Here is an 18470-nt window from a genome sequence, read left to right as displayed (position 1 = left end):
TCGGTCAAAAAAGTGCCACGGGCGGGCAGCTTGTCCACACTGGATGTGGATCGAATCTGCATGAAGGTGTGGATAACCGCGCGTAGCCCAGCAACGGCGGGCCTTTCAACGGCATGGCGAAAAAATGACCGCGCCCGGCCCGTAAGAGCGCCTGTGGGCGCTCCTGGGTGACGTCCGGCTGTCGGCTAGGATGCACTCCCGGGCGGGCGCTGCTCACCCGGGATCGGCAGGCCTTTACGTCGGGGTGACGACCCGGCCGCGCAACGAGTTGCTCAAGGCCTCGGTGATCAGCACGTCGACGAACTGCCCGACCAGGCGGGCATGGCCGGCGAAGTTCACCGAACGCATGTTCTCGGTCTTGCCGGTCAGTTCGTTCGGGTCCTTGCGCGAAGGGCCGTCGACCAGTACCGACTGCACGGTTCCCACCATCGCAGTGGAAATGGTGGCGGCATGCGCGTTGATGCGGGCCTGCAGGCGCGACAGGCGCGCATGCTTCTCGGCGTCGCTGATCGTGTCCTCCAGGTCGGCGGCCGGGGTGCCCGGGCGACGCGAGTAGATGAAGGAGAAGCTCTGGTCGAAGCCCACGTCCTCGATCAGCTTCATGGTCTTCTCGAAGTCGGCGTCGGTCTCGCCGGGGAAGCCGACGATGAAGTCCGAGCTGATCGAGATGTCCGGGCGCACCGCGCGCAGCTTGCGGATCTTGGCCTTGAACTCCAGCGCGGTGTAGCCACGCTTCATGGCGCTGAGGATGCGGTCGCTGCCGGCCTGCACCGGCAGGTGCAGGTAGTTGGCCAGCTTGGGCACGTCGCGGTAGGCGTCGACCAGCGAGTCGCTGAACTCCAGCGGGTGCGAGGTGGTGAAGCGGATGCGGCCGATGCCGTCGATCTCGGCCAGGGTGCGGATCAGCAGGCCCAGGTCGGCGATCTCGCCGTCGCCGTAGGGGCCGCGGTAGGCATTGACGTTCTGGCCGAGCAGGTTGATCTCGCGCACGCCCTGCGCGGCAAGCTGCGCGCATTCGACCACCACGTCCTCGAACGGGCGGCTGACCTCGGTGCCGCGGGTGTACGGCACCACGCAGAACGAGCAGTACTTGGAGCAGCCTTCCATGATCGAGACGAACGCCGAGGCACCTTCGGCGCGCGGCTCGGGCATGCGGTCGAACTTCTCGATCTCCGGGAAGCTGATGTCCACCTGCGGCTTGTTCTGCTCGCGGCGGGCACGGATCAGCTCCGGCAGGCGGTGCAGGGTCTGCGGGCCGAACACCAGGTCCACGTAGGGCGCGCGCTTGACGATGGCTTCGCCTTCCTGCGAGGCCACGCAGCCGCCCACGCCGATGATGACGTCGCGGCCGCCGGCCTTGAGCGCCTTCCAGCGGCCGAGCTGGCTGAACACCTTCTCCTGTGCCTTCTCGCGGATGGAGCAGGTGTTGACCAGCACCACGTCGGCCTCTTCGGGGTTGTCGGTCAGCTCCAGGCCTTCGGACTCGGCCAGCACGTCGGCCATCTTGGCCGAGTCGTACTCGTTCATCTGGCAACCGTGGGTCTTGATGTAGAGCTTGCCGCGCGCACCGCCGGCAACCTTCGGCTTGGCGCCGGGCAGGGGAATCAATTCAGGAGTGGTCATTTCAGCAGGCGGCACGGCAGGGCCGGCCGTGATCGGCGAGGGAGTGGCTGGCGTCCCGGGCATGGCGCTTATTCCAGACGGGTGGGCGGGCAGGCGGCCCGGGGGCCGCATTCGAAGCAGGCTATTGTATCGGCCCCGGCCGGCTGGGTGAGAACACGCCGCGTCAAATACTTGGCAAGCCTCGCCGAAGCTGGGAGACTCCCCCGCCATGAAGGGGATTTTGGGGATCACCGGCATTCTGCTCGCCGCACTGGCCGCCTTGCCGGCCAGTGCCGGCACGCTGTACAAGTGCGTCGGCAACGACGGCATCCCGAACTACGTGAACCGCCGCATCAGCGGGGCCAGCTGCAGCGTGGTGAGCAGTTACCGCCCTGCGCGTGAGCCCGCGCGCGCGCCTGCGCCAGCCGTCGCGCCGTCGGTCCCGACCATCACCGGTGAAGGCCGGGGCAACGCGGTCGCCGCCCAGCCGGCGCCGGTCGCGGCCAGCAATCCCGCCCCGGCGGCGGCGCCGGCCACGGTTGGTCGTGCCCAGCGCGTGGTCAGCGGGCAGGTCTACTCCTATATGAAGGACGGCGTGCGGCATTACTCCAGCACCCGGCCGAGCCAGGTCGCCAGCATCGGCCCGGTCCGCACCATCCAGTACAGCTACATCGAACGCTGCTATGCCTGCGGGGTGACCTCCCGGGTCAACTTCGGCACGGTACGCCTGAATACGCAGGCTTACAGCGCCGAGATCGCCGCCGCCGCGCGCGAGTTCGGGGTCGAGGAGGCGGTGGTGCGGGCGGTGATCCATGCCGAGTCGGCGTTCAATCCCACCGCGCTCAGCCGCGCCGGCGCGCAGGGGCTGATGCAGCTGATGCCGGCCACCGCGCGTCGCTTCGGCGTGACCGATTCGTACGACGCCAACCAGAACATCCGTGGCGGGGTGCAGTACCTGTCCTGGCTGCTGCGTCGCTTCAACGGCAACCTGACCCTGGCTGCGGCGGGGTACAACGCCGGCGAAGGTGCGGTGGACCGTCATGGTGGCGTGCCGCCCTACAGCGAGACCCAGTACTACGTCCAGCGCGTGGCCCAGTTGGCCGAGCGCTATCGGGGCGAACGTACCTCCAGCCTGTAAGCTTCGGCCACGTGTTGCGGCGGGTCGTGACAAATCCCGCGGACTGGTGTTTGATCGCGTTGTGCGGGCGTTAAGCGTTCCGTTACACTCGCGTGCGATTCGTTTCAGAGCAGGCTGGTCCCCACCCAGACTGCTGGCAGCCTCAAGCTACCTAATCAATAGTCGGAGAGCCGGATGGCCAACGATGGGGTAAACGATCCAGTCAATACCGGGCGTCGCCGGTTCTTGACAACGACCACCGCGGTGGTCGGAGCAGTTGGCGTAGGTTTCGCAGCTGTACCTTTCATCAAATCGTGGAATCCCAGTGCGCGGGCCAAGTTGGCCGGTGCCCCGGTGACCGCCGACATCAGCGCCCTGCAGGAAGGCCAACGGCTGATCCTGGAATGGCGCGGCCAGCCGATCTGGATCGTCAAGCGGTCCAAGGCCATCCTCGAGGCACTGCCCAGCCTTGATGGCCGGTTGAAGGACCCCGAGTCCGGCAACAAGGACCAGCAGCCGGACTACGTGCTCAAGGGCAATGCCGAATTCCGCTCGATCAAGCCGGAGATCTCCGTGCTGGTCGGCCTGTGCACGCACCTGGGCTGCTCGCCGGAGATGGTCGCCGAGATCCGCCCCGAGCCGTATGACGCGCAGTGGAAGGGGGGCTACTTCTGCCCCTGCCACAAGTCGCGCTTCGACATGTCCGGGCGCGTGTTCCAGGACGTGCCGGCACCGATCAACCTGCTGGTGCCGCCGCATCACTACACCGATGACAACACCATCGTCATCGGTGTCGATCCGCAGGGGGCAGCCTGACCATGGCCAACATCCTCGTCCGTACCGCCACCGGCGTGGCCAACTGGGTCAACGAGCGCGCCCCGGGCCTGATGCCGGTGTACCGCAAGCACGTCAGCGAGTACTACGCGCCGAAGAACTTCAACTTCTGGTACTACTTCGGCTCGCTGGCGCTGGTGATCCTGGTCAACCAGATCCTCACCGGCATCTTCCTCACCATGCACTACAAGACCAGTGCAGCCGAGGCGTTCGCGTCGATCGAATACATCATGCGCGACGTGGAGTGGGGCTGGCTGATCCGCTACATGCACTCCACCGGGGCCTCGCTGTTCTTCATCGTGGTCTACCTGCACATGTTCCGCGGCCTGATGTACGGCAGTTACAAGAAGCCGCGCGAGCTGGTGTGGATCCTGGGCATGCTGATCTACCTGGTGCTGATGGCCGAAGCCTTCATGGGCTACGTGCTGCCCTGGGGCCAGATGTCGTTCTGGGGCGCGAAGGTCATCATCTCGCTGTTCGGCGCCATCCCGGTGATCGGCAACGGCCTGACCGAGTGGATCATGGGTGACTACCTGCCCGGCGATGCCACCCTCAACCGCTTCTTCGCCCTGCACGTGATCGCGCTGCCGCTGGTGCTGCTGCTGCTGGTGGTGCTGCACCTGGGGGCGCTGCACGAGGTGGGCTCGAACAACCCCGACGGCGTGGAGATCAAGAAGGGGCCCAAGGGCAACCGCTGGTCGCCGACCGCGCCGACGGACGGCATCCCGTTCCACCCGTACTACACGGTCAAGGACATGGTGGGCGTCGGCTTCCTGCTGGTGCTGGCGGCGTTCATCATCTTCTTCGCGCCAGGCTTCGGCGGGCTGTTCCTGGAACACGACAACTTCACCGAGGCCAACCGCCTGGTGACGCCGGAGCACATCAAGCCGGTGTGGTACTACACCCCGTACTACGCGATGTTGCGCGTGGTGCCGAACAAGCTCGGCGGCGTGATCGTGATGTTCTCGGCCATCGCCATCCTGTTCCTGGTGCCGTGGCTGGACAAGGCCAAGGTCAAGTCGATCCGCTACCGCGGCCCGATTTCCAAGGTGATGCTGGGTATCCTGGCGGTGTGCTTCGTATGGCTGGGCGTGATCGGTTCCGGCCCGGGCACCGCGATCTGGGAGACCTGGGTGGGGCGCGTGCTGACCTTCCTGTACTTCGCCTTCTTCATCACCATGCCGGTTTGGACCAAGCTCGACAGCACCAAGCCGGTACCGGAACGGGTGACGACGCATGACTGACAAATGGATGGTGCGGCTGGCCATGGCCGCCGCGATGGTGTTCTGCGTGTCGGCCAATGCCGCCGAGGGGGGCAAGCTGCAGCAGGCCGGCAACGACCTGGGCGACAAGGCCTCGCTGCAACGCGGTGCCCAGGCCTACATGAGCTACTGCTCCGGCTGTCATTCGCTCAAGTACCTGCGTTATTCGCGCATGGCCGAGGACCTGGGCCTGACCGAGGCGCAGGTGATGGACAACCTCAACTTCACCGGGGCCGCGTTCGGCGAGCAGATCCAGGTCGCCATGCCGCATGATGAGGCCACCAAGTGGTTCGGCAAGATGCCGCCGGACCTGAGCCTGATCGCCCGCGTGCGCGGCACCGACTGGATCTACAGCTACCTCAAGTCGTTCTACGTGGATCCGTCGCGGCCGCTGGGCTGGAACAACACCGTGTTCCCGAACGCCTCCATGCCCAACCCGCTGTGGGAGCTGCAGGGCATCCAGCACGCCGAGCACGGCAAGCCCGAGCAGCCGGGGCTGGACCCGCCGGTGGTTGGGCTGAAGATCGCCCAGCCGGGCAAGGTGGATGCCCGCGAGTACGACCAGACCTTGCGTGACATCACCAACTTCCTGGAATACGCCGGCGAGCCGGCCGCCCTGAAGCGGCAGAGCCTGGGTGTCTGGGTGGTCCTGTTCCTTGCGCTGTTGACGTTCCTGGCTTATCTGGTGAAGACCGAGTACTGGAAAGACGTGCACTGACCCGGCGGCCGCCCCACTGGAGGGCCTTGGCAATCGAGCAGGTGCGTTGGCACACTCGGGTAACCGTGGCGACCGCTGGCACTGGGCCAGCGGGGCCGTAAGGTCGGCGGATTCCGGCCGTTGGAGAGCCTTTTGATGGCGGCGAGTGTGCGTATGCGAAATACCTTGACCCTGTTTTCGGCGACCGATGACGTGCTTTGCCACCGGGTGCGGCTGGTGCTTGCAGCCAAGGGTGTCACCTATGATCTGGTGCCGGTGGATCCGCAGAACCCGCCGGAGGACCTGATCGACCTGAACCCCTATCACTCGGTGCCGACCCTGGTCGAGCGCGAGCTGGTGCTGTACGCCGCTTCGGTGGTCAGCGAGTACCTGGACGAGCGCTACCCGCATCCGCCATTGATGCCGGTGGACCCGCTGTCGCGCGCGCGATTGCGCCTGGCGATGCTGCGCATCGAGCATGACTGGGTGCCGCAGGTGCAGGCCATCCAGCTGGGCAACAAGACCCAGGCCGAGGCCGGCCGCAAGCGCCTGAAGGAACTGGTGGCGCAGTCGGTGCCGCTGTTCAAGGCCAGCAAGTTCTTCCTCAACCCGGAAATGAGCCTGGCCGACTGCGCCATGGCGCCGATCATCTGGCGGCTGGAATCGCTGGGCGTGGCGTTGCCCAAGGATGGCAAGGCGATCGAGGACTACGGCAACCGGATCTTCCGCAACCCGGGTTTCATCCGCAGCCTGACCGACCAGGAAAAGAAGCTGCGCGAACTGCCGGTCTGAGGCCTGCCGCGGCTGTATGCCGACTTATCGATCACCGCCTGCGGGCGGTGATCGTGCATCAATGCCGCGTACACTTGTCCGATGACTGAAGAAACTTTCCGCATGAGCAGCCACCGTCCGTACCTGTTGCGGGCGCTGGTGGAATGGATCAACGACAACGGCATGACCCCGCACGTGATGGTCGATGCCGGCGTGCCGGGCGTGCAGGTGCCGTCCAGTGCGATCAAGGAAGAGCGCGTGGTGCTCAACATCGCCGAGCGCGCGGTGATGGGCCTGCACATCGACAATGATGCGGTCAGTTTCACCGCGCGTTTTTCCGGCGTGAGCTTCCCGGTGTACGTGCCGATCCCGGCGATCCTGGCCGTCTATGCCCGCGAGACCGGGCAGGGCATGGCGCTGCCGGACGACATTCCCGGCACCGAGCCGGCCGCGGACGAGGACCTGCCCCCGACCACGCCGCCGGACGCGCCATCGCCACCGCCGGCGGGCAAGCGCCCGCACCTGCGCGTGGTCAAGTAATCCTCCCCGCCGCCGCAAGGTGGCGGTTTTCGTCGGGCCCACCGGTGACTTGCATTGCCGCGCGGTCCGGCAGCAGTGGGGTCAGAACCGCTGACCCGCGCCCAGGTAGCGCCATTGTCCCTCGGGCATCCTGCTCAGGCCGATGCGGCCGATGCGCAGCCGGCGGACCTGGGTGGCCTGCAGGCCGACTTCCGCGCACATGTGCTGCAACTGGCCCGGGCGCACGTCCTTGATCGCAAAGCGCAGGCGTTGCTCGCTCTGCCAGCTGACCTTGCAGCTGGGCAGGGCACGGCCCTCGTAGCGCAGGCCGTGGGTCAAGCGGGACAGCGTCCACGGGCTGGCGTTGCCTTCCACATCGACCATGAACTCCTGCTCCAGCGACGGGCCGGCTTCGAGCAGGTACCGGCGTACGCGCCAATCCTGGGTCAGTACCAGCAGGCCATTGTCGGCATCGCCCAGTGGCATCGGGGCTTCCAGCCGCAGGAAATGGCGGCGCAGCAGGCGGATGCCGCTTGCGTCGTCGGCGCTGCGGTTGGCTTCCTGCAGCAGGGCGAACACCTGCGCGGCGTCGGTGCCGGCCGGCTTGTTGAACAGCAGGGTGGCCGGCTCGGCGGCCCCGGTGCTGGCATCGGCGGCCAGGCTGACCTGCTCATCGGCGACCAGGGTCTGCGGGGTTTCCACCACCACGCCGTCCACGCTGACCCAGCCGCCCTCGATGTACTGCTGGGCCTGGGCGCGTGAGCACTGCAGCTGCGCGGCGAGGCGTTTGTCGAGGCGGATGGGCGTGGTCATGGGCGGAAGGCTCTACGGCGGGCGGGGAGTGTAGCGCCCGCGGCGGCAGGCGGCGATGCCGGGTTCAGCCGCCTTCATGCTCCAGCGCGGTCAGGTACAGGCGCAGGTCGAACTCCAGCTGGTGGTAGTCCGGTTCCATGTGCAGGCACAGCTGATAGAAGGCCTTGTTGTGCTCAGCCTCCTTCAGGTGGGCCAGTTCGTGCACCACGATCATCCGCAGGAACGGCGCCGGCGCCTCGCGGAACACGCTGGCGATGCGGATTTCGCGGCTGGCCTTGAGCTTGCCGCCATGGTTGCGCGAGATGGCGGTATGCAGGCCCAGCGCGTGCTTGATCACCTGCAGCTTGCCGTCGTACAGCACCTTGCCCAGCGGCACCGACTGGCGCAGGTGGCGTTCCTTCAGGGCCTGCACGTACTCGTAGAGCTGGCGGTCGCTGCGCACGTCATGCGGCTGGTCGTGGCGACGCCGGATGACTTCGCCCAGGCGGCCCTGCGCGAGCAGGTCGCGGGCGCTCTGCTGGAGGTGTTCGGGGTAGCCGTTCAGGTACTTCAGCGGTTGCATTGACGGTGGTGCGGGCTTGCGGGCGGGAGGCCCGCTATCATGGCAGGCATTGGCAACAGAACACCGAACACGACGATGGCAAAGGCAAATCCGCTGCAGGAACAGCTGCTCAAGGCAGGGCTGGTCAAGAAATCCCAGGTGTCCCAGGTGGCGCGCGAGCAGGTCAAGGCTCGCCATGGCAAGGGCCCGGCGGCACCGACCGAGAGCCAGCGCGAGGCCGACCGTGCCCGCGCCGAGAAGGCAGAGAAGGACCGCCAGCTGGCCGCCGAGCGCAACGCGCAGCGCCGCGCCGACGAACTGCGTGCCCAGGCCCGGCAGATCATCGGTGACCGCAAGGTGGCGCGCGGTGGTGAGCTGGAATATCGCTTCAGCGATGGCGAGGTGATCCGCACCCTGCTGGTCAGCGAGGCGCTGCGCAAGCAGCTGGCATCCGGCGCGCTGGTGATCGTGCGTCATGGCGAGGGCTTCGAGCTGCTGCCACGCGTGGCAGCCGAACAGGTGCGCCTGCGCGCCGCCGAGCTGATCGTGCTCGACCACGGGCAGAGCGCCGATACCCCGATCTCCACCGGCAATGCCGAGGACGACGCGTACTACGCCCAGTTCCAGGTGCCCGACGACCTGATGTGGTGAGCTGAACCGGCGCGGTTGTGCTGGCATTTGGCCAGCCGCGCTACGCTAGGGGTTGGCGAACGAGGAGCAACAGCCATGGCGACCGGGTGGGCGGGCGATACCGCCGTTCAGGACCAGATCGATGCCACCGTCGACGACGCGATCAAGCGTGCGCGCAGGCGCCTGCCCAGCGGCCCGGGGCTGACCCATTGCGAGGAATGCGAGGCGCCGATTCCCGAGGCGCGGCGCAAGGCCGTGCCCGGCGTACGGTTGTGCGTCAACTGCCAGCAGGCGTTGGATGCCGAGGAAGCCGCGCACAGCGGTTACAACCGGCGCGGCAGCAAGGACAGCCAGCTGCGTTGAAGCCACCGCGCGGCGGAGGGCTTACTGCCCGGAGCGGGAGTCCGACAGCGCGGCGTTGAGGTACTGCTTGTGGATGACCGGCTTGACCAGCCGCGGGCGCTCCATCAACACGAAGCGCACGCCCTTGACCGTCTGTGGCGCGGCCTTGGCGACGAAACCGAAGCGCTCGTAGACCGGCACCGCCACCTCCGATGAATTGACCGTGTACTCGCGGCGGCCGTGGACGCGCAGCGCGTGTTCCCACAGCTGCCGGGCGATGCCGCGCCGACGGGTACCGCGGCTGACGAACAGGTGGTGGATATGGCTGTCTTCGCGGATGGCGATCATGCCGCACAGGCCGCTGCCGTCTTCCACCACGTAATGCGCGAACGCCTTCGATGCCAGCCGTTCGGCGAAGCTGGCCGGGGCCAGCGAGGCGAGGAAGGCGTGGGCGGTGGCGCCGGTGTCGGCGTCGAGCAGATGGCGGGCCAACGGCGTGACCAGCGCACTGAGCGCGGCGGCGTCGGCGACCGTTCCGTCGCGCAAGATGATGTCCTGGTCCACGTCTCCCCCGATGCCACGCCCCCGGAAGCAGGGGCGGTTGGGCGCCAGCATACCTGCAGCCGGTGCGCAGGAAACGTGCAGGCCGGCGCGCTCAGGGCGCGGCGGCGGGCAGGTGGAAACTGCGCCCCCAGCGCAGCAGCGCGAACAGGCACCACAACCAGCCAGCGCTGGCCAGCAGCCCGCCGACCAGGCCGATGTGCTGCATGCCCAGGTGCAGGCTGACCTGGCTGCCGATCAAGGCACCGGCACCGATGCCGATGTTGAAGATGCCCGAGAACAGTGCCATCGCCACGTCGGTGGCATCGGCGGCCAGGTGCAGCACCTTGGACTGCATCGACAGCGCGAAGCAGATCATCGCCACGCCCCACACCGAAACCAGCACGTACAGCAGCGTTGCGTTGGTCAGGCCGGTACGCAGTAACAACAGGCAGGTGGCCAGGGTGCCGATGGCCGCCAGCAGGAAGCCACGCGGCCAGCGCAGGCCGTAGCGCGAGAACAGCACGCTGCCGAGGAAACCCATGCCGCCGAACAGCAGCAGGACCAACGTGGTGACGTGGGCATCGAAGCCGCCGATGGTCTGCACAAACGGTTCGATGTAGCTGTAGCCGGTGAACTGCGCCGACACCACCACCATCACCAGCACGTACAGGGCGACCAGCGCCGGGCGCCGCAACAGCACCGGCAGGCTGCTGGCCGAACCGCTGTTCTGGCTGGGCAGGGCAGGCAGCAGCCGCGCCAGTACCACCATCACCAGCAGCGCCACGCCGCCAATGGCGAAGAAGGTGATGCGCCAGCCCAGCCATTCGCCGACGATCCGGCCCAGTGGAATACCCAGCACCATCGCCACCGAGGTGCCGGTGGCCAGCAGGCCCAGCGCCTGCGGGCGCTTGCCCTCGGGGGCCACCCGCACCGCGAGCGAGGCGGTGATCGACCAGAACACCGCATGCGCCAGCGCGATGCCGATGCGGCTGGCCATCAGCACCGGATAGCTCCAGGCGATGCCCGACACCACGTGGCTGGCGACGAACAGCGCGAACACGCCCAGCAGCAGGCGGCGGCGGTCCAGGTTGCGGGTCAGCAGCATGCACGGCAGCGAGGTCAGCGCCACCACCCAGGCATAGATGGTCAGCATCAGCCCGACGTGCTCGATCGGCATGCCGAAGCTGCCGCCGATGTCGCTGAGCAGGCCCACCGGGACGAACTCGCTGGTGTTGAACACGAACGCGGCCAGCGCCAGTGCGATGACGCTGGCCCAGCGTTGGCGGTCGCTGCGCGGGGCGGGAATCGCGGCGGTGGGCGACGGGGTATCCGCCGGGGAGGCAGGGCAGGAGGTGTTCAGGGAGGACATCGGGCGGGGCGCAGCAGCGGCGGGGCCGGGAATGGCGCCAATTTTCGCATGCTGCAGTGCGGCATGAACGAAAAGCTGTGGTGCAGCGGGCGCATGCTGCCGAGGGTTCAGTTTTGGTGCCGGCCCCGGTGGCGCGTCGGCTGCCCGCGACACGGGATGGCCAAGGGGCCATCCCGCCGCCTGGGCCTCAGCCGTCGCCGGCGATCGTCGTGGGCGCCGTTTCGCCAGTGCGCCAGCGGCGCAGGCCGCGCTGGAAGAACAGGCTGTTGGGGATCTGCATCAGGGTGCCCTCGGCAGGACCGCCGATTTCATGCAGGGTGGTGTAGATCAGGTTGATGTCGACCACCAGGCCCTTCAGGCCGGGCTTCTCGCCGTTCTCCAGCAACTCGATCTGGTCGCCCAGGCGGAACGGGCGGGTGGTGAAGATCAGGAAGGTGCAGAAGATGTTGGAGAGCACGCTCCAGGCCGCGAAGAATGCCACCGCGCCGACCGCCGCAAAGCCGGTGAACGCGGTCCACAGCACCGACGGGGCCACCCCCACCTGGTTGAGCACGGTCAACAGCGTGGCGGTCCAGATGATGAAGTTGGACAGCCGCCGGATCGCCAGTTCGATCGGCTGTGGCAGCGTGTAATGCCGGCCCAGCCGCGACAACAGGCGCCGCACCAGCATCCGCAGCAGGGCGGCCACGCACAGGATCAGGACGATCATCAGGGTGGTGTTGAGCGGTGCAACCCATTCGTGCAGGGTCGGTGGCAGGAACTGCTTCATCATCAATCTCCTTGCAGGCGCATGGCTGCGCGCGCCTTCATTGCTTCAATGCCGCGGCGGTGTGTGCGGGTTGGCCATCATTGGCGGCCGGCGTGATGCCGAGCAGGCGCGCCAGCAGTGGATAGAGGTCCACGTTGTCGATCGGCGCGATCACCACGCCGGGCCGGAAGGCAGGGCCATGGCCGATGAACGGTGCCCGCATCTCCGGCAGTGTGTTGTCGTAGCCGTGCTCGCCGTTGAGGCGATGGCCCTTGCGTTGCTGCGCCTGGCGGGTGGTCACCTGCCAGCCGACGTCGGCCATGCAGATGAAGGCCGGCACGCGGCGATGGTGGCCGTACTCGAACCGCGCCGGAATCTGTTCGCGGGTCATGCAGCGGAAGTGCGGGTAGGTGCCGGCCAGCAGTTGCCGGGCGGCCGCCTCGCCACCGGGCAGGGCGTCGAACGAGGCGTAGGCGCCGGTCCAGCCGAAATCCAGCCGGCTTACGTCGACCAGGTCGTCCAGGTACAGCTCCTGCTCGGGCGAGGTGGCGGCCATGCCGTGGTCGGAGGCGACCACGATGTTGGTGCGCTCTTCCAGCCCCTGTGCGCGGATGCCCTGCAGCAACTGGCCGATGGCCTGGTCGACCTCGGCCAGGGCCTGGTTCAACTGCGGTGAATCCGGGCCATGCAGGTGGCCCACCGTGTCGACCCGATCGAAGTACAGGGTGACGAAATGCGGGCGTTCAGCGGCGGGCAGTGCCAGCCATTCCAGCACGGTCTGCACGCGCTGCTGCGAGGTCACCTCGATGTCGAACGGCCGCCAGAGCTCTGGCCGGGCGCCGTGCACCGGCGCTTCGGAGCCGACCCAGAACATGGCCGCGGCGCGACCGCCCTGTTCGCGCACGCTGGTCCATAGCGGCTTGCCATCGTCCCACCAGCGCTCGTCGCCCACCGTGGCGGGGTCGAACATGCTGAAGCGCACGCCGGGGATGGCCGGGTCGGTCATGAAGTTGGCGATCACGCCGTGATGGTCCGGGCGCAGCCCGGTCACCAGCGTGTAGTGGTTGGGGAAGGTGATCGAGGGATAGGACGGCCGCATGTACTCGGCACGCGCGCCACCGGCGGCCATGCGTGACAGGTTCGGGGTCAATCCACGCTGCAGGTAGTCGTTGCGGAAGCCATCGATGGACACCAGGATCACCGGTGCCTGCGCGTGAAGCGGCAGGCGCGGCGCATCGGCGGGTGCCCGGACGGCGGCGGGTGGGGTGCTGGCACAGCCGGCCAGGGCGAGGGCGGCGCACAGCAGGGCGCTGGATCGGAGCATGGAACAGCTACAGGGAGGCGAGGCTGGATTGTCGGCCAAGCGCGCGGGGGCTGCCAGCGCCAGCATGGCTGCCACCGATCGCGATGGGCTTTAAACCTTTTGCGCGGGCCCTGCATCCAATGGATATGCTCGACGCCACCGTGACCCTCGCCAGCCTTTCCCCGCCCGCCGTGGACGACACCGCGCTGGCCCGTGCCGCCGCCGGCGGCGACGTGCATGCCTTCGAGCGTCTGTATCGCCGGCATGCCCCGCGCTTGAACGCCCTGCTCTGGCGGTTGTGCGGCGGCAACGCGGCGCGTGCCGAGGACGTGCTGCAGGAAACCTTCATCCTGGCCTGGCGCAAGTTGCCGCAGTTCCGCTTCGAAAGCGCGCTGGGCACCTGGTTGCACCGCATGGCGGTCAACACCGCGCTGATGGAACTGCGTGCCAGTGCCGCCTTCGAGTCGCTGGATATCGGTGAAAGCGGGATGGAGGTGCTGACCGGCATGGCCGATGTCACGCGCTGCCATGCCACCGGGCTGGACTTGGAACGCGCGCTGCAGACGCTGCCGCCGCGTGCACGGGCCGTGCTGGTGCTGCATGACATCGAAGGTTGGAAACACCACGAGATCGCCGAGGAACTGGAGATGGCGGTAGGCAGTTCCAAGGCCCAGTTGCACCGTGCGCGCGGCCTGCTGCGCGCACGGCTTGGAGACGCATGATGGAAGAGAACGACAACGACGACCTGACCCGGCAGCTGGCGGCCTTGCCGCGCGAGCGCCTGCCTTCGGCGGCGGTGTGGCAGCGCATCGCGGCACAGCTGGAACAGGCGCCGCCGGCACCGCGCATCGGCGCGACGCCGCTGCCGGTGCCGGCGCAACTCCCGCGCCCACGGCGTGCGGTGCGACGCTGGCCATGGCTGGCCGGGGCCGCGGCGGCCGTGCTGGCATTCGTGGGGACATTCGCACTGTGGCAACCCGGTCGGCCGGCGACGGTGGCGATGACGGACACGCCACTGCAGCGGCAGGCCAACGTGATCACCCACGAGTACCGCCAGGCCATCGCCACCATTCCGGTCGAGACCGTGCCGGCCGAACTGCGGCCGGCGCTGGACGAGCTGGATGCCAGCGCCGGCAGCATCCGCACCGCCATCGACCAGAGCCCGCATGCCGGGTTCCTGCTTGGCCAACTGCGGCGCACCTACGCGCTGCGCCTTGAACTCACCCGGCAGGGCCTCGCGGCCACCGGACTATCCACCTGAAGGAGCCCCACATGAATGCCTCCCTGCGCAACCTGCTGGCCGCCACGCTGCTGCTGGCGCCGATCGCTTCCGTGTTCGCCCAGAGCACGGTCAACCAACGCCTGCCGCTGTCCAGTGGTGGCCGGGTCGAACTGGGCAACGTCGCCGGTTCGGTCACCGTGCGTGGCTGGGACCGCAACGAAGTGCAGTTGACCGGCACCCTCGGCGACGGCCAGCGGCTGGACGTGGAGAACAGTGCCAACCGCGTGCAGTTCAAGGTGGTCTACCCGCAGAACAGCCGCAATACCCGTGGCGCGGTGCTGGAGCTGCGGGTGCCGCGTTCGGCGCAACTGCAGGCCAGCACGGTCAGCGCCAGCATCGATGTCGGCCAGGTCGACCTGCGCCGCCTGCAGGCCACTTCGGTCAGTGGCTCGATCACCGCCGAAGGCCAGGCCGGCGAAACCGACCTGAACACGGTCAGTGGCGCGATCCGCTCGCAACTGCGGACCCCCCGGCTGGACCTGCAGACGGTCAGCGGGCAAATCAACGTGGCCGGTTCCAGCGGCGGCGAGGTCAGCGCCAACAGCGTGTCCGGTGCGATCGACCTGAACCTGAGTGCGGTACAGCGGCTCACTGCCGAAACCGTGTCCGGCAGCCTGGGCGTGCGCAGCGCCGGCCTGGCACCGGGTGGCCGGATCAACCTGCAGACGGTCAGCGGCGGGGTTTCGCTGACCTTGCCCGCACGCACCTCGGCGCAGCTGAAGGCGAACAGCTTCAGCGGCAGCATCCAGTCCGACGTCGGCACGGTGGAGCGCCCGCAGTACGGCCCGGGGCGCAGCCTGGAAACCCGCCTGGGCGGCGGTGATGGTGACATCAGCATCAGCTCGCACTCGGGCAGCGTGCGGGTGAGGCTGGGCGACCGCTGACGGTCCGGGCGGGAACAGTCCCGGCCGCGAAACCGCGGCACGGCGCCGGTGCATCACCGCGGTTCATGCGGGGGGTGTCGAGCACCGGCTTCACGCCGGGAGGGCGCTCCTACGGGGCGCTGGTGGCCGCCAACGCCAGGCCCTGCACCACGCCGAACGACGGGTCGCCGTGGACCAGCGTGGCATTCGGGAAGGCCGCTGCGGCCGCGCGCTGGATGTAGCCGGCGCGTGACATGCCGCCGGTCAGGAACACCGCTGCCGGCTCGTGGCCGATGTCCTGCCGGACCTGCGCCAGCAGCGCTTCCAGTTCACCCAGATAACCGCCGGCGGCATTGCCCAGATGGGGCGCATCGGTTTCCACCGATAAACCGGCTTCGATGAAGGACAACGTGCTGGCGTGCGAGTCGGTGCTGCTCAGCGCGATCTTGCATTGCTCCACCGCGCGGTACAGGCGCGCGGTGTTGCCGGTGTCCTGCAATGCCTGCAGGCGCGGCCCGTAGGGGGCATCGACCGCATCGTAGTTGTGCTGGCGGAACTCACGTTGGCGCGGTGTGTCCTGCACCATCGCCGCCTCCACGTAGTGATGGGTCGGCACGCGGGTGATGCCGCGGCCGAACAGCGGCATGTAGGCGGCCAGGCTCAGCGCAAGGTCGATGTCGGTGCCGCCGCGCGCGATGCCCCAGGCGCGGTGGATCCGTGGCGGCGTGTCGCCGCCGACGCTGGCATGGGCGATGTCGGTGGTGCCGCCGCCGACGTCGACGATCACCGCCTCATGGCGTTGATCGCTGACGGCGTGGTAGTGCATTGCCGCAGCGGCCGGCTCCTCGAGGAAGTCCACCTCGTCGAACCCGGCGGCCAGGGCCGCGCTGCGCAGGATCTCCAGCGCCTGGTCGTTGCCGGCCTCGCCGATCGAGCTGCGGAACTGCACCGGGCGGCCGAGCAGGGCGCTGCGCACGTTCTGGCCGAGCTGCCGGGACGCTGTCAGGCGGATGTGCTCGAGGATGTGCGTGGCAATGCCGGTGATGGTCTGCCTGGCGCGCGGGTGCAGGTTGTAGCCGAGCATTGATTTCGGGCTCTGCACCAGGTTGCCTTCGTTCTCCTCGAAGTAGGCCTCCAGCGCGTCGTCACCGTAGACCGCGTTCTGCAGCAGGGTGGTGGAGCTTTGCGGTTCGCGGATGCGTTCTTCCATCCACTGCCGGCGCACCACGCGCAGCGCATCCGCGCGCAGTTGCGCGGGGCTGCGGTCGGTGCCGGCGCTGCGGGCATCGCGGCGGCCGGACTCGACCAGGGCTTCGAGCTGCTGTTCCAGCGCCGGGGTGAGTTCGAAATCGTTGGGGTCGCGCATCACCTCGGGGAAGTACACCGTGGTGCGGAACTGCAGGGCGTCGCCAAAATGGACCGGGACCACCTTGCCGTCGATATGGGCGGCAGCCGCCGAGTTGCTGGTGCCGAAGTCGATGCCGAGTTTCATGGAGCGTCCGGGGGGCGTGCGGTTGAATCGGCCGCGCACTGTACTACGCCGGCCGGCACCGCAGATTTCACGGTGCGGCCCCGGGCGGCCGACGTTCACGCGCCAGTGCGGCCATGCAGGCGTTCCCGCGTCAGGCCGGGCGGGCAGGTGCGAAAGGCTACAATAGGCGGTCTTTTACGCATTGCTGGAGCCACTATGCCCGTTTCTTCCTGCCCCCAGTGTTCGCAGCCGAACGTCTATCCGGACGGCGCCCTGTGGATCTGCGCCGATTGCGGCCATGAGTGGACGCCCGGCGAAGCGCAGGCCGATGCGGTGGTGGTCCGCGACAGCAACGGCAACGTGCTGCTGGCCGGTGACACCGTCACCGTGATCAAGGACCTCAAGGTCAAGGGCTCGTCGATCCCGCTCAAGCAGGGCACGGTGATCCGCAACATCCGCCTGGTCGAGGACGACGCCGAGCACATCGAAGGCAACTCGGACAAGATCAAGGGGCTGGTGCTGAAGACCTGCTTCCTGCGCAAGGCCTGATTCAACGCCAGTCGCGGCTGCCCGTCGGTTCGCCACGCAGGTGCTGCTGGATGATTGCCGGCGCCGGCAAGGGCGGTAGGCCGTTTGGCCGGCTGTCGCGCACGGCATGGCGGGGGTCCAGCCGTCGCAGGCTGTCCAGCTTGGCCTGGTAGATCGCGCGCACTTCGTTGGTCCCGCCCAATGCGCGTGCGCGCGTCATCTCGCGCTCGGCCTGGCGGTTGTTGCCGGTCAGGAAATAGGTGCGTGCCAGCCCGAAATGGAACTGGTGCGCCCGCGGGTACAGGTCGATCGCGGCACGGTAGAAATGGGAGGCCTGCGGGTAGTTGCCGGCACGCTCGGCAAGCACGCCCTGCATGAACTGGTAGAACGGGTCGCGCTTGCGCGAGCGCTCCAGGCGCTCGCGCAGCAGTGCAGCGTGCCGGGTGTCGCCCACGCGTTGGTAGAGGTAGGCGGCGTTGTGCAGCGCGGCCGGGTGCATGCGGTTGATGGCCAGGGCGGCATCGAAATCGCGGGCAGCGGCCTGGTCGTTGTTGCTGCGTGTTTCCAGCACGCCGAGGTTGTTCATCGCCGAGACGAAGCGGGGGTCCATTGCCAGGGCCGCTTCAAAGTAGCGGCGTGCGGTGGTGTAGTCATGCGCCGCCAGCTGCTCGGCACCGCGGTTGTTGTAGAAGTGCGCCAGCGCCCGCGCGTCGGAGATCGGCTGTGGGCCGCGTGCGTCGTAGAGCACGTTGCGGTCCAGGTCCAGCGTGGCCATGCGCCCATCCACGCGCAGCCCGACGTTGACGTGCCCGGCATTGAAGATCAGCCCCTGGTTCTCGTACCAGGTCATCACCTGACCGACTTCCTGCATGCGCGCTTCCAGCCCGATCTCGCGGGCCATGGCGACGAACAGCAGGGTGAAGGACAGGCAGTTGGCACGTCGCAGCCGCCAGGTCTCGGCCACGGTGAGGGTGGCCTCGGTGTCGTATTCCAGCCCGAGTTCGGTCGGCTGGAATACCAGTTCGACCAGCCGCTGCAGGCGCCGTTCCGGCGAGTTGCTGGCGCGGATCACCTGTTCCTGGAGCACCGCCTTCACGTCCGGCGGGATTTCCATGATCTGGGCGGGCGTGGGGATCTCCTGTGCGGGCAGGACCGGGGCCTGCGGCGGCGGGGCCAGGGTTGTGGCGGCGAGCAGGGTCAAAGCGTTCCAACCGATCATGGCGACCACCTGGAGG

General features: G+C 67.8%; 21 protein-coding genes. 12 read left to right on the top strand and 9 right to left on the bottom strand.

Annotated features, from left to right (window positions below; genetic code table 11):
• Positions 1-234: 234 nt before the first annotated feature.
• Positions 235-1686: a tRNA (N6-isopentenyl adenosine(37)-C2)-methylthiotransferase MiaB gene (miaB, locus tag ATCM_RS10470; RefSeq protein WP_132864475.1), complete on the bottom strand. Its 1452-nt coding sequence runs from the start codon at positions 1684-1686 to the stop codon at positions 235-237.
• A 145-nt stretch (positions 1687-1831) separates the two neighbouring features.
• Here miaB and ATCM_RS10465 point away from each other — a divergent pair, with 145 nt between their 5' ends.
• The 6 genes from ATCM_RS10465 to ATCM_RS10440 all read left to right on the top strand — a co-directional run bounded on the left by ATCM_RS10465 (position 1832) and on the right by ATCM_RS10440 (position 6823).
• Positions 1832-2740 (top strand): lytic transglycosylase domain-containing protein, encoded by a 909-nt coding sequence (locus ATCM_RS10465; protein ID WP_132864474.1) that lies wholly within the window; start codon positions 1832-1834, stop codon positions 2738-2740.
• A gap of 174 nt (positions 2741-2914) precedes the next feature.
• On the top strand, positions 2915-3535 hold the full coding sequence (petA, locus tag ATCM_RS10460; RefSeq protein WP_132864473.1) for a ubiquinol-cytochrome c reductase iron-sulfur subunit: 621 nt from the start codon (positions 2915-2917) through the stop codon (positions 3533-3535).
• A gap of 2 nt (positions 3536-3537) precedes the next feature.
• The gene (locus ATCM_RS10455) at positions 3538-4797 is read left to right on the top strand and encodes a cytochrome bc complex cytochrome b subunit (protein WP_132864472.1); all 1260 of its coding nucleotides are present in this window, start codon (positions 3538-3540) and stop codon (positions 4795-4797) included.
• Positions 4790-5533: a cytochrome c1 gene (locus ATCM_RS10450; RefSeq protein WP_132864471.1), complete on the top strand. Its 744-nt coding sequence runs from the start codon at positions 4790-4792 to the stop codon at positions 5531-5533. Before ATCM_RS10455 ends, ATCM_RS10450 begins: the two co-directional genes overlap by 8 nt.
• A gap of 135 nt (positions 5534-5668) precedes the next feature.
• Positions 5669-6304, top strand: coding sequence for a glutathione S-transferase N-terminal domain-containing protein (locus ATCM_RS10445; RefSeq protein WP_132864470.1), 636 nt, complete (start codon positions 5669-5671; stop codon positions 6302-6304).
• A gap of 81 nt (positions 6305-6385) precedes the next feature.
• Complete coding sequence (locus tag ATCM_RS10440; RefSeq protein WP_132864469.1) at positions 6386-6823, top strand: ClpXP protease specificity-enhancing factor; 438 nt, start codon at positions 6386-6388, stop codon at positions 6821-6823.
• A gap of 81 nt (positions 6824-6904) precedes the next feature.
• Here the strand turns inward: ATCM_RS10440 and ATCM_RS10435 are convergent, their stop codons facing one another.
• Together ATCM_RS10435 and ATCM_RS10430 are read right to left on the bottom strand one after the other, a co-directional pair.
• Positions 6905-7615 (bottom strand): RNA pseudouridine synthase, encoded by a 711-nt coding sequence (locus ATCM_RS10435; protein ID WP_132864468.1) that lies wholly within the window; start codon positions 7613-7615, stop codon positions 6905-6907.
• 64 nt (positions 7616-7679) lie between these two features.
• Complete coding sequence (locus tag ATCM_RS10430; protein ID WP_132864467.1) at positions 7680-8177, bottom strand: M48 family metallopeptidase; 498 nt, start codon at positions 8175-8177, stop codon at positions 7680-7682.
• Positions 8178-8252: 75 nt separating this feature from the next.
• On the opposite strand from ATCM_RS10430, the gene ATCM_RS10425 reads away from it, so the two are divergent.
• Together ATCM_RS10425 and ATCM_RS10420 are read left to right on the top strand one after the other, a co-directional pair.
• Positions 8253-8807, top strand: a complete 555-nt coding sequence (locus ATCM_RS10425; RefSeq protein ID WP_132864466.1) for a DUF2058 domain-containing protein — start codon at positions 8253-8255, stop codon at positions 8805-8807.
• A gap of 75 nt (positions 8808-8882) precedes the next feature.
• Positions 8883-9149 carry a DksA/TraR family C4-type zinc finger protein gene (locus ATCM_RS10420; RefSeq protein ID WP_132864465.1) on the top strand — a complete coding sequence of 89 codons (267 nt, stop codon included), beginning with the start codon at positions 8883-8885 and terminating at the stop codon, positions 9147-9149.
• A gap of 21 nt (positions 9150-9170) precedes the next feature.
• On the opposite strand, the gene ATCM_RS10415 is transcribed toward ATCM_RS10420, so the two are convergent.
• From ATCM_RS10415 to ATCM_RS10400, 4 genes are all read right to left on the bottom strand, one after another.
• Positions 9171-9674: a GNAT family N-acetyltransferase gene (locus ATCM_RS10415; protein WP_165931165.1), complete on the bottom strand. Its 504-nt coding sequence runs from the start codon at positions 9672-9674 to the stop codon at positions 9171-9173.
• A 109-nt stretch (positions 9675-9783) separates the two neighbouring features.
• A complete protein-coding gene (locus tag ATCM_RS10410) occupies positions 9784-11040 on the bottom strand; it encodes a sugar transporter (protein WP_132864463.1) in 1257 nt (418 codons plus the stop codon).
• Between the two features lie 187 nt (positions 11041-11227).
• The gene (locus tag ATCM_RS10405) at positions 11228-11812 is read right to left on the bottom strand and encodes a mechanosensitive ion channel family protein (RefSeq protein ID WP_207911801.1); all 585 of its coding nucleotides are present in this window, start codon (positions 11810-11812) and stop codon (positions 11228-11230) included.
• 34 nt (positions 11813-11846) lie between these two features.
• The gene (locus tag ATCM_RS10400; RefSeq protein ID WP_132864461.1) at positions 11847-13112 is read right to left on the bottom strand and encodes an ectonucleotide pyrophosphatase/phosphodiesterase; all 1266 of its coding nucleotides are present in this window, start codon (positions 13110-13112) and stop codon (positions 11847-11849) included.
• Between the two features lie 125 nt (positions 13113-13237).
• Between ATCM_RS10400 and ATCM_RS10395 the strand changes: the two genes are divergently transcribed.
• Genes ATCM_RS10395 through ATCM_RS10385 form a run of 3 tightly spaced genes read left to right on the top strand, consistent with a single transcriptional unit; the run spans position 13238 to position 15257 of the window.
• A complete protein-coding gene (locus tag ATCM_RS10395; RefSeq protein WP_132864460.1) occupies positions 13238-13813 on the top strand; it encodes a sigma-70 family RNA polymerase sigma factor in 576 nt (191 codons plus the stop codon).
• A complete protein-coding gene (locus ATCM_RS10390; protein ID WP_132864459.1) occupies positions 13813-14352 on the top strand; it encodes a hypothetical protein in 540 nt (179 codons plus the stop codon). The genes ATCM_RS10395 and ATCM_RS10390 overlap by 1 nt, the downstream gene beginning before the upstream one ends.
• 11 nt (positions 14353-14363) lie before the next feature.
• Entirely contained in the window at positions 14364-15257 is an 894-nt protein-coding gene (locus ATCM_RS10385) for a DUF4097 family beta strand repeat-containing protein (RefSeq protein ID WP_132864458.1), read from the top strand.
• 109 nt (positions 15258-15366) lie between these two features.
• Here ATCM_RS10385 and ATCM_RS10380 read toward each other — a convergent pair whose 3' ends face one another.
• Positions 15367-16728: an Hsp70 family protein gene (locus ATCM_RS10380; RefSeq protein ID WP_132864457.1), complete on the bottom strand. Its 1362-nt coding sequence runs from the start codon at positions 16726-16728 to the stop codon at positions 15367-15369.
• A gap of 195 nt (positions 16729-16923) precedes the next feature.
• Here ATCM_RS10380 and ATCM_RS10375 point away from each other — a divergent pair, with 195 nt between their 5' ends.
• On the top strand, positions 16924-17256 hold the full coding sequence (locus ATCM_RS10375; RefSeq protein ID WP_132864456.1) for a zinc ribbon domain-containing protein YjdM: 333 nt from the start codon (positions 16924-16926) through the stop codon (positions 17254-17256).
• Between the two features lies 1 nt (position 17257).
• Here the strand turns inward: ATCM_RS10375 and ATCM_RS10370 are convergent, their stop codons facing one another.
• Positions 17258-18454, bottom strand: a complete 1197-nt coding sequence (locus ATCM_RS10370; RefSeq protein WP_132864455.1) for a transglutaminase domain-containing protein — start codon at positions 18452-18454, stop codon at positions 17258-17260.
• Between the last annotated feature and the right edge of the window lie 16 nt (positions 18455-18470).

Origin of the sequence: Stenotrophomonas sp. ATCM1_4 (assembly GCF_004348115.1) — a bacterium.
Taxonomy (GTDB): Bacteria; Pseudomonadota; Gammaproteobacteria; order Xanthomonadales; family Xanthomonadaceae; genus Stenotrophomonas; species Stenotrophomonas capsici.
This window is presented reverse-complemented; position numbering and strand designations above follow the sequence as displayed.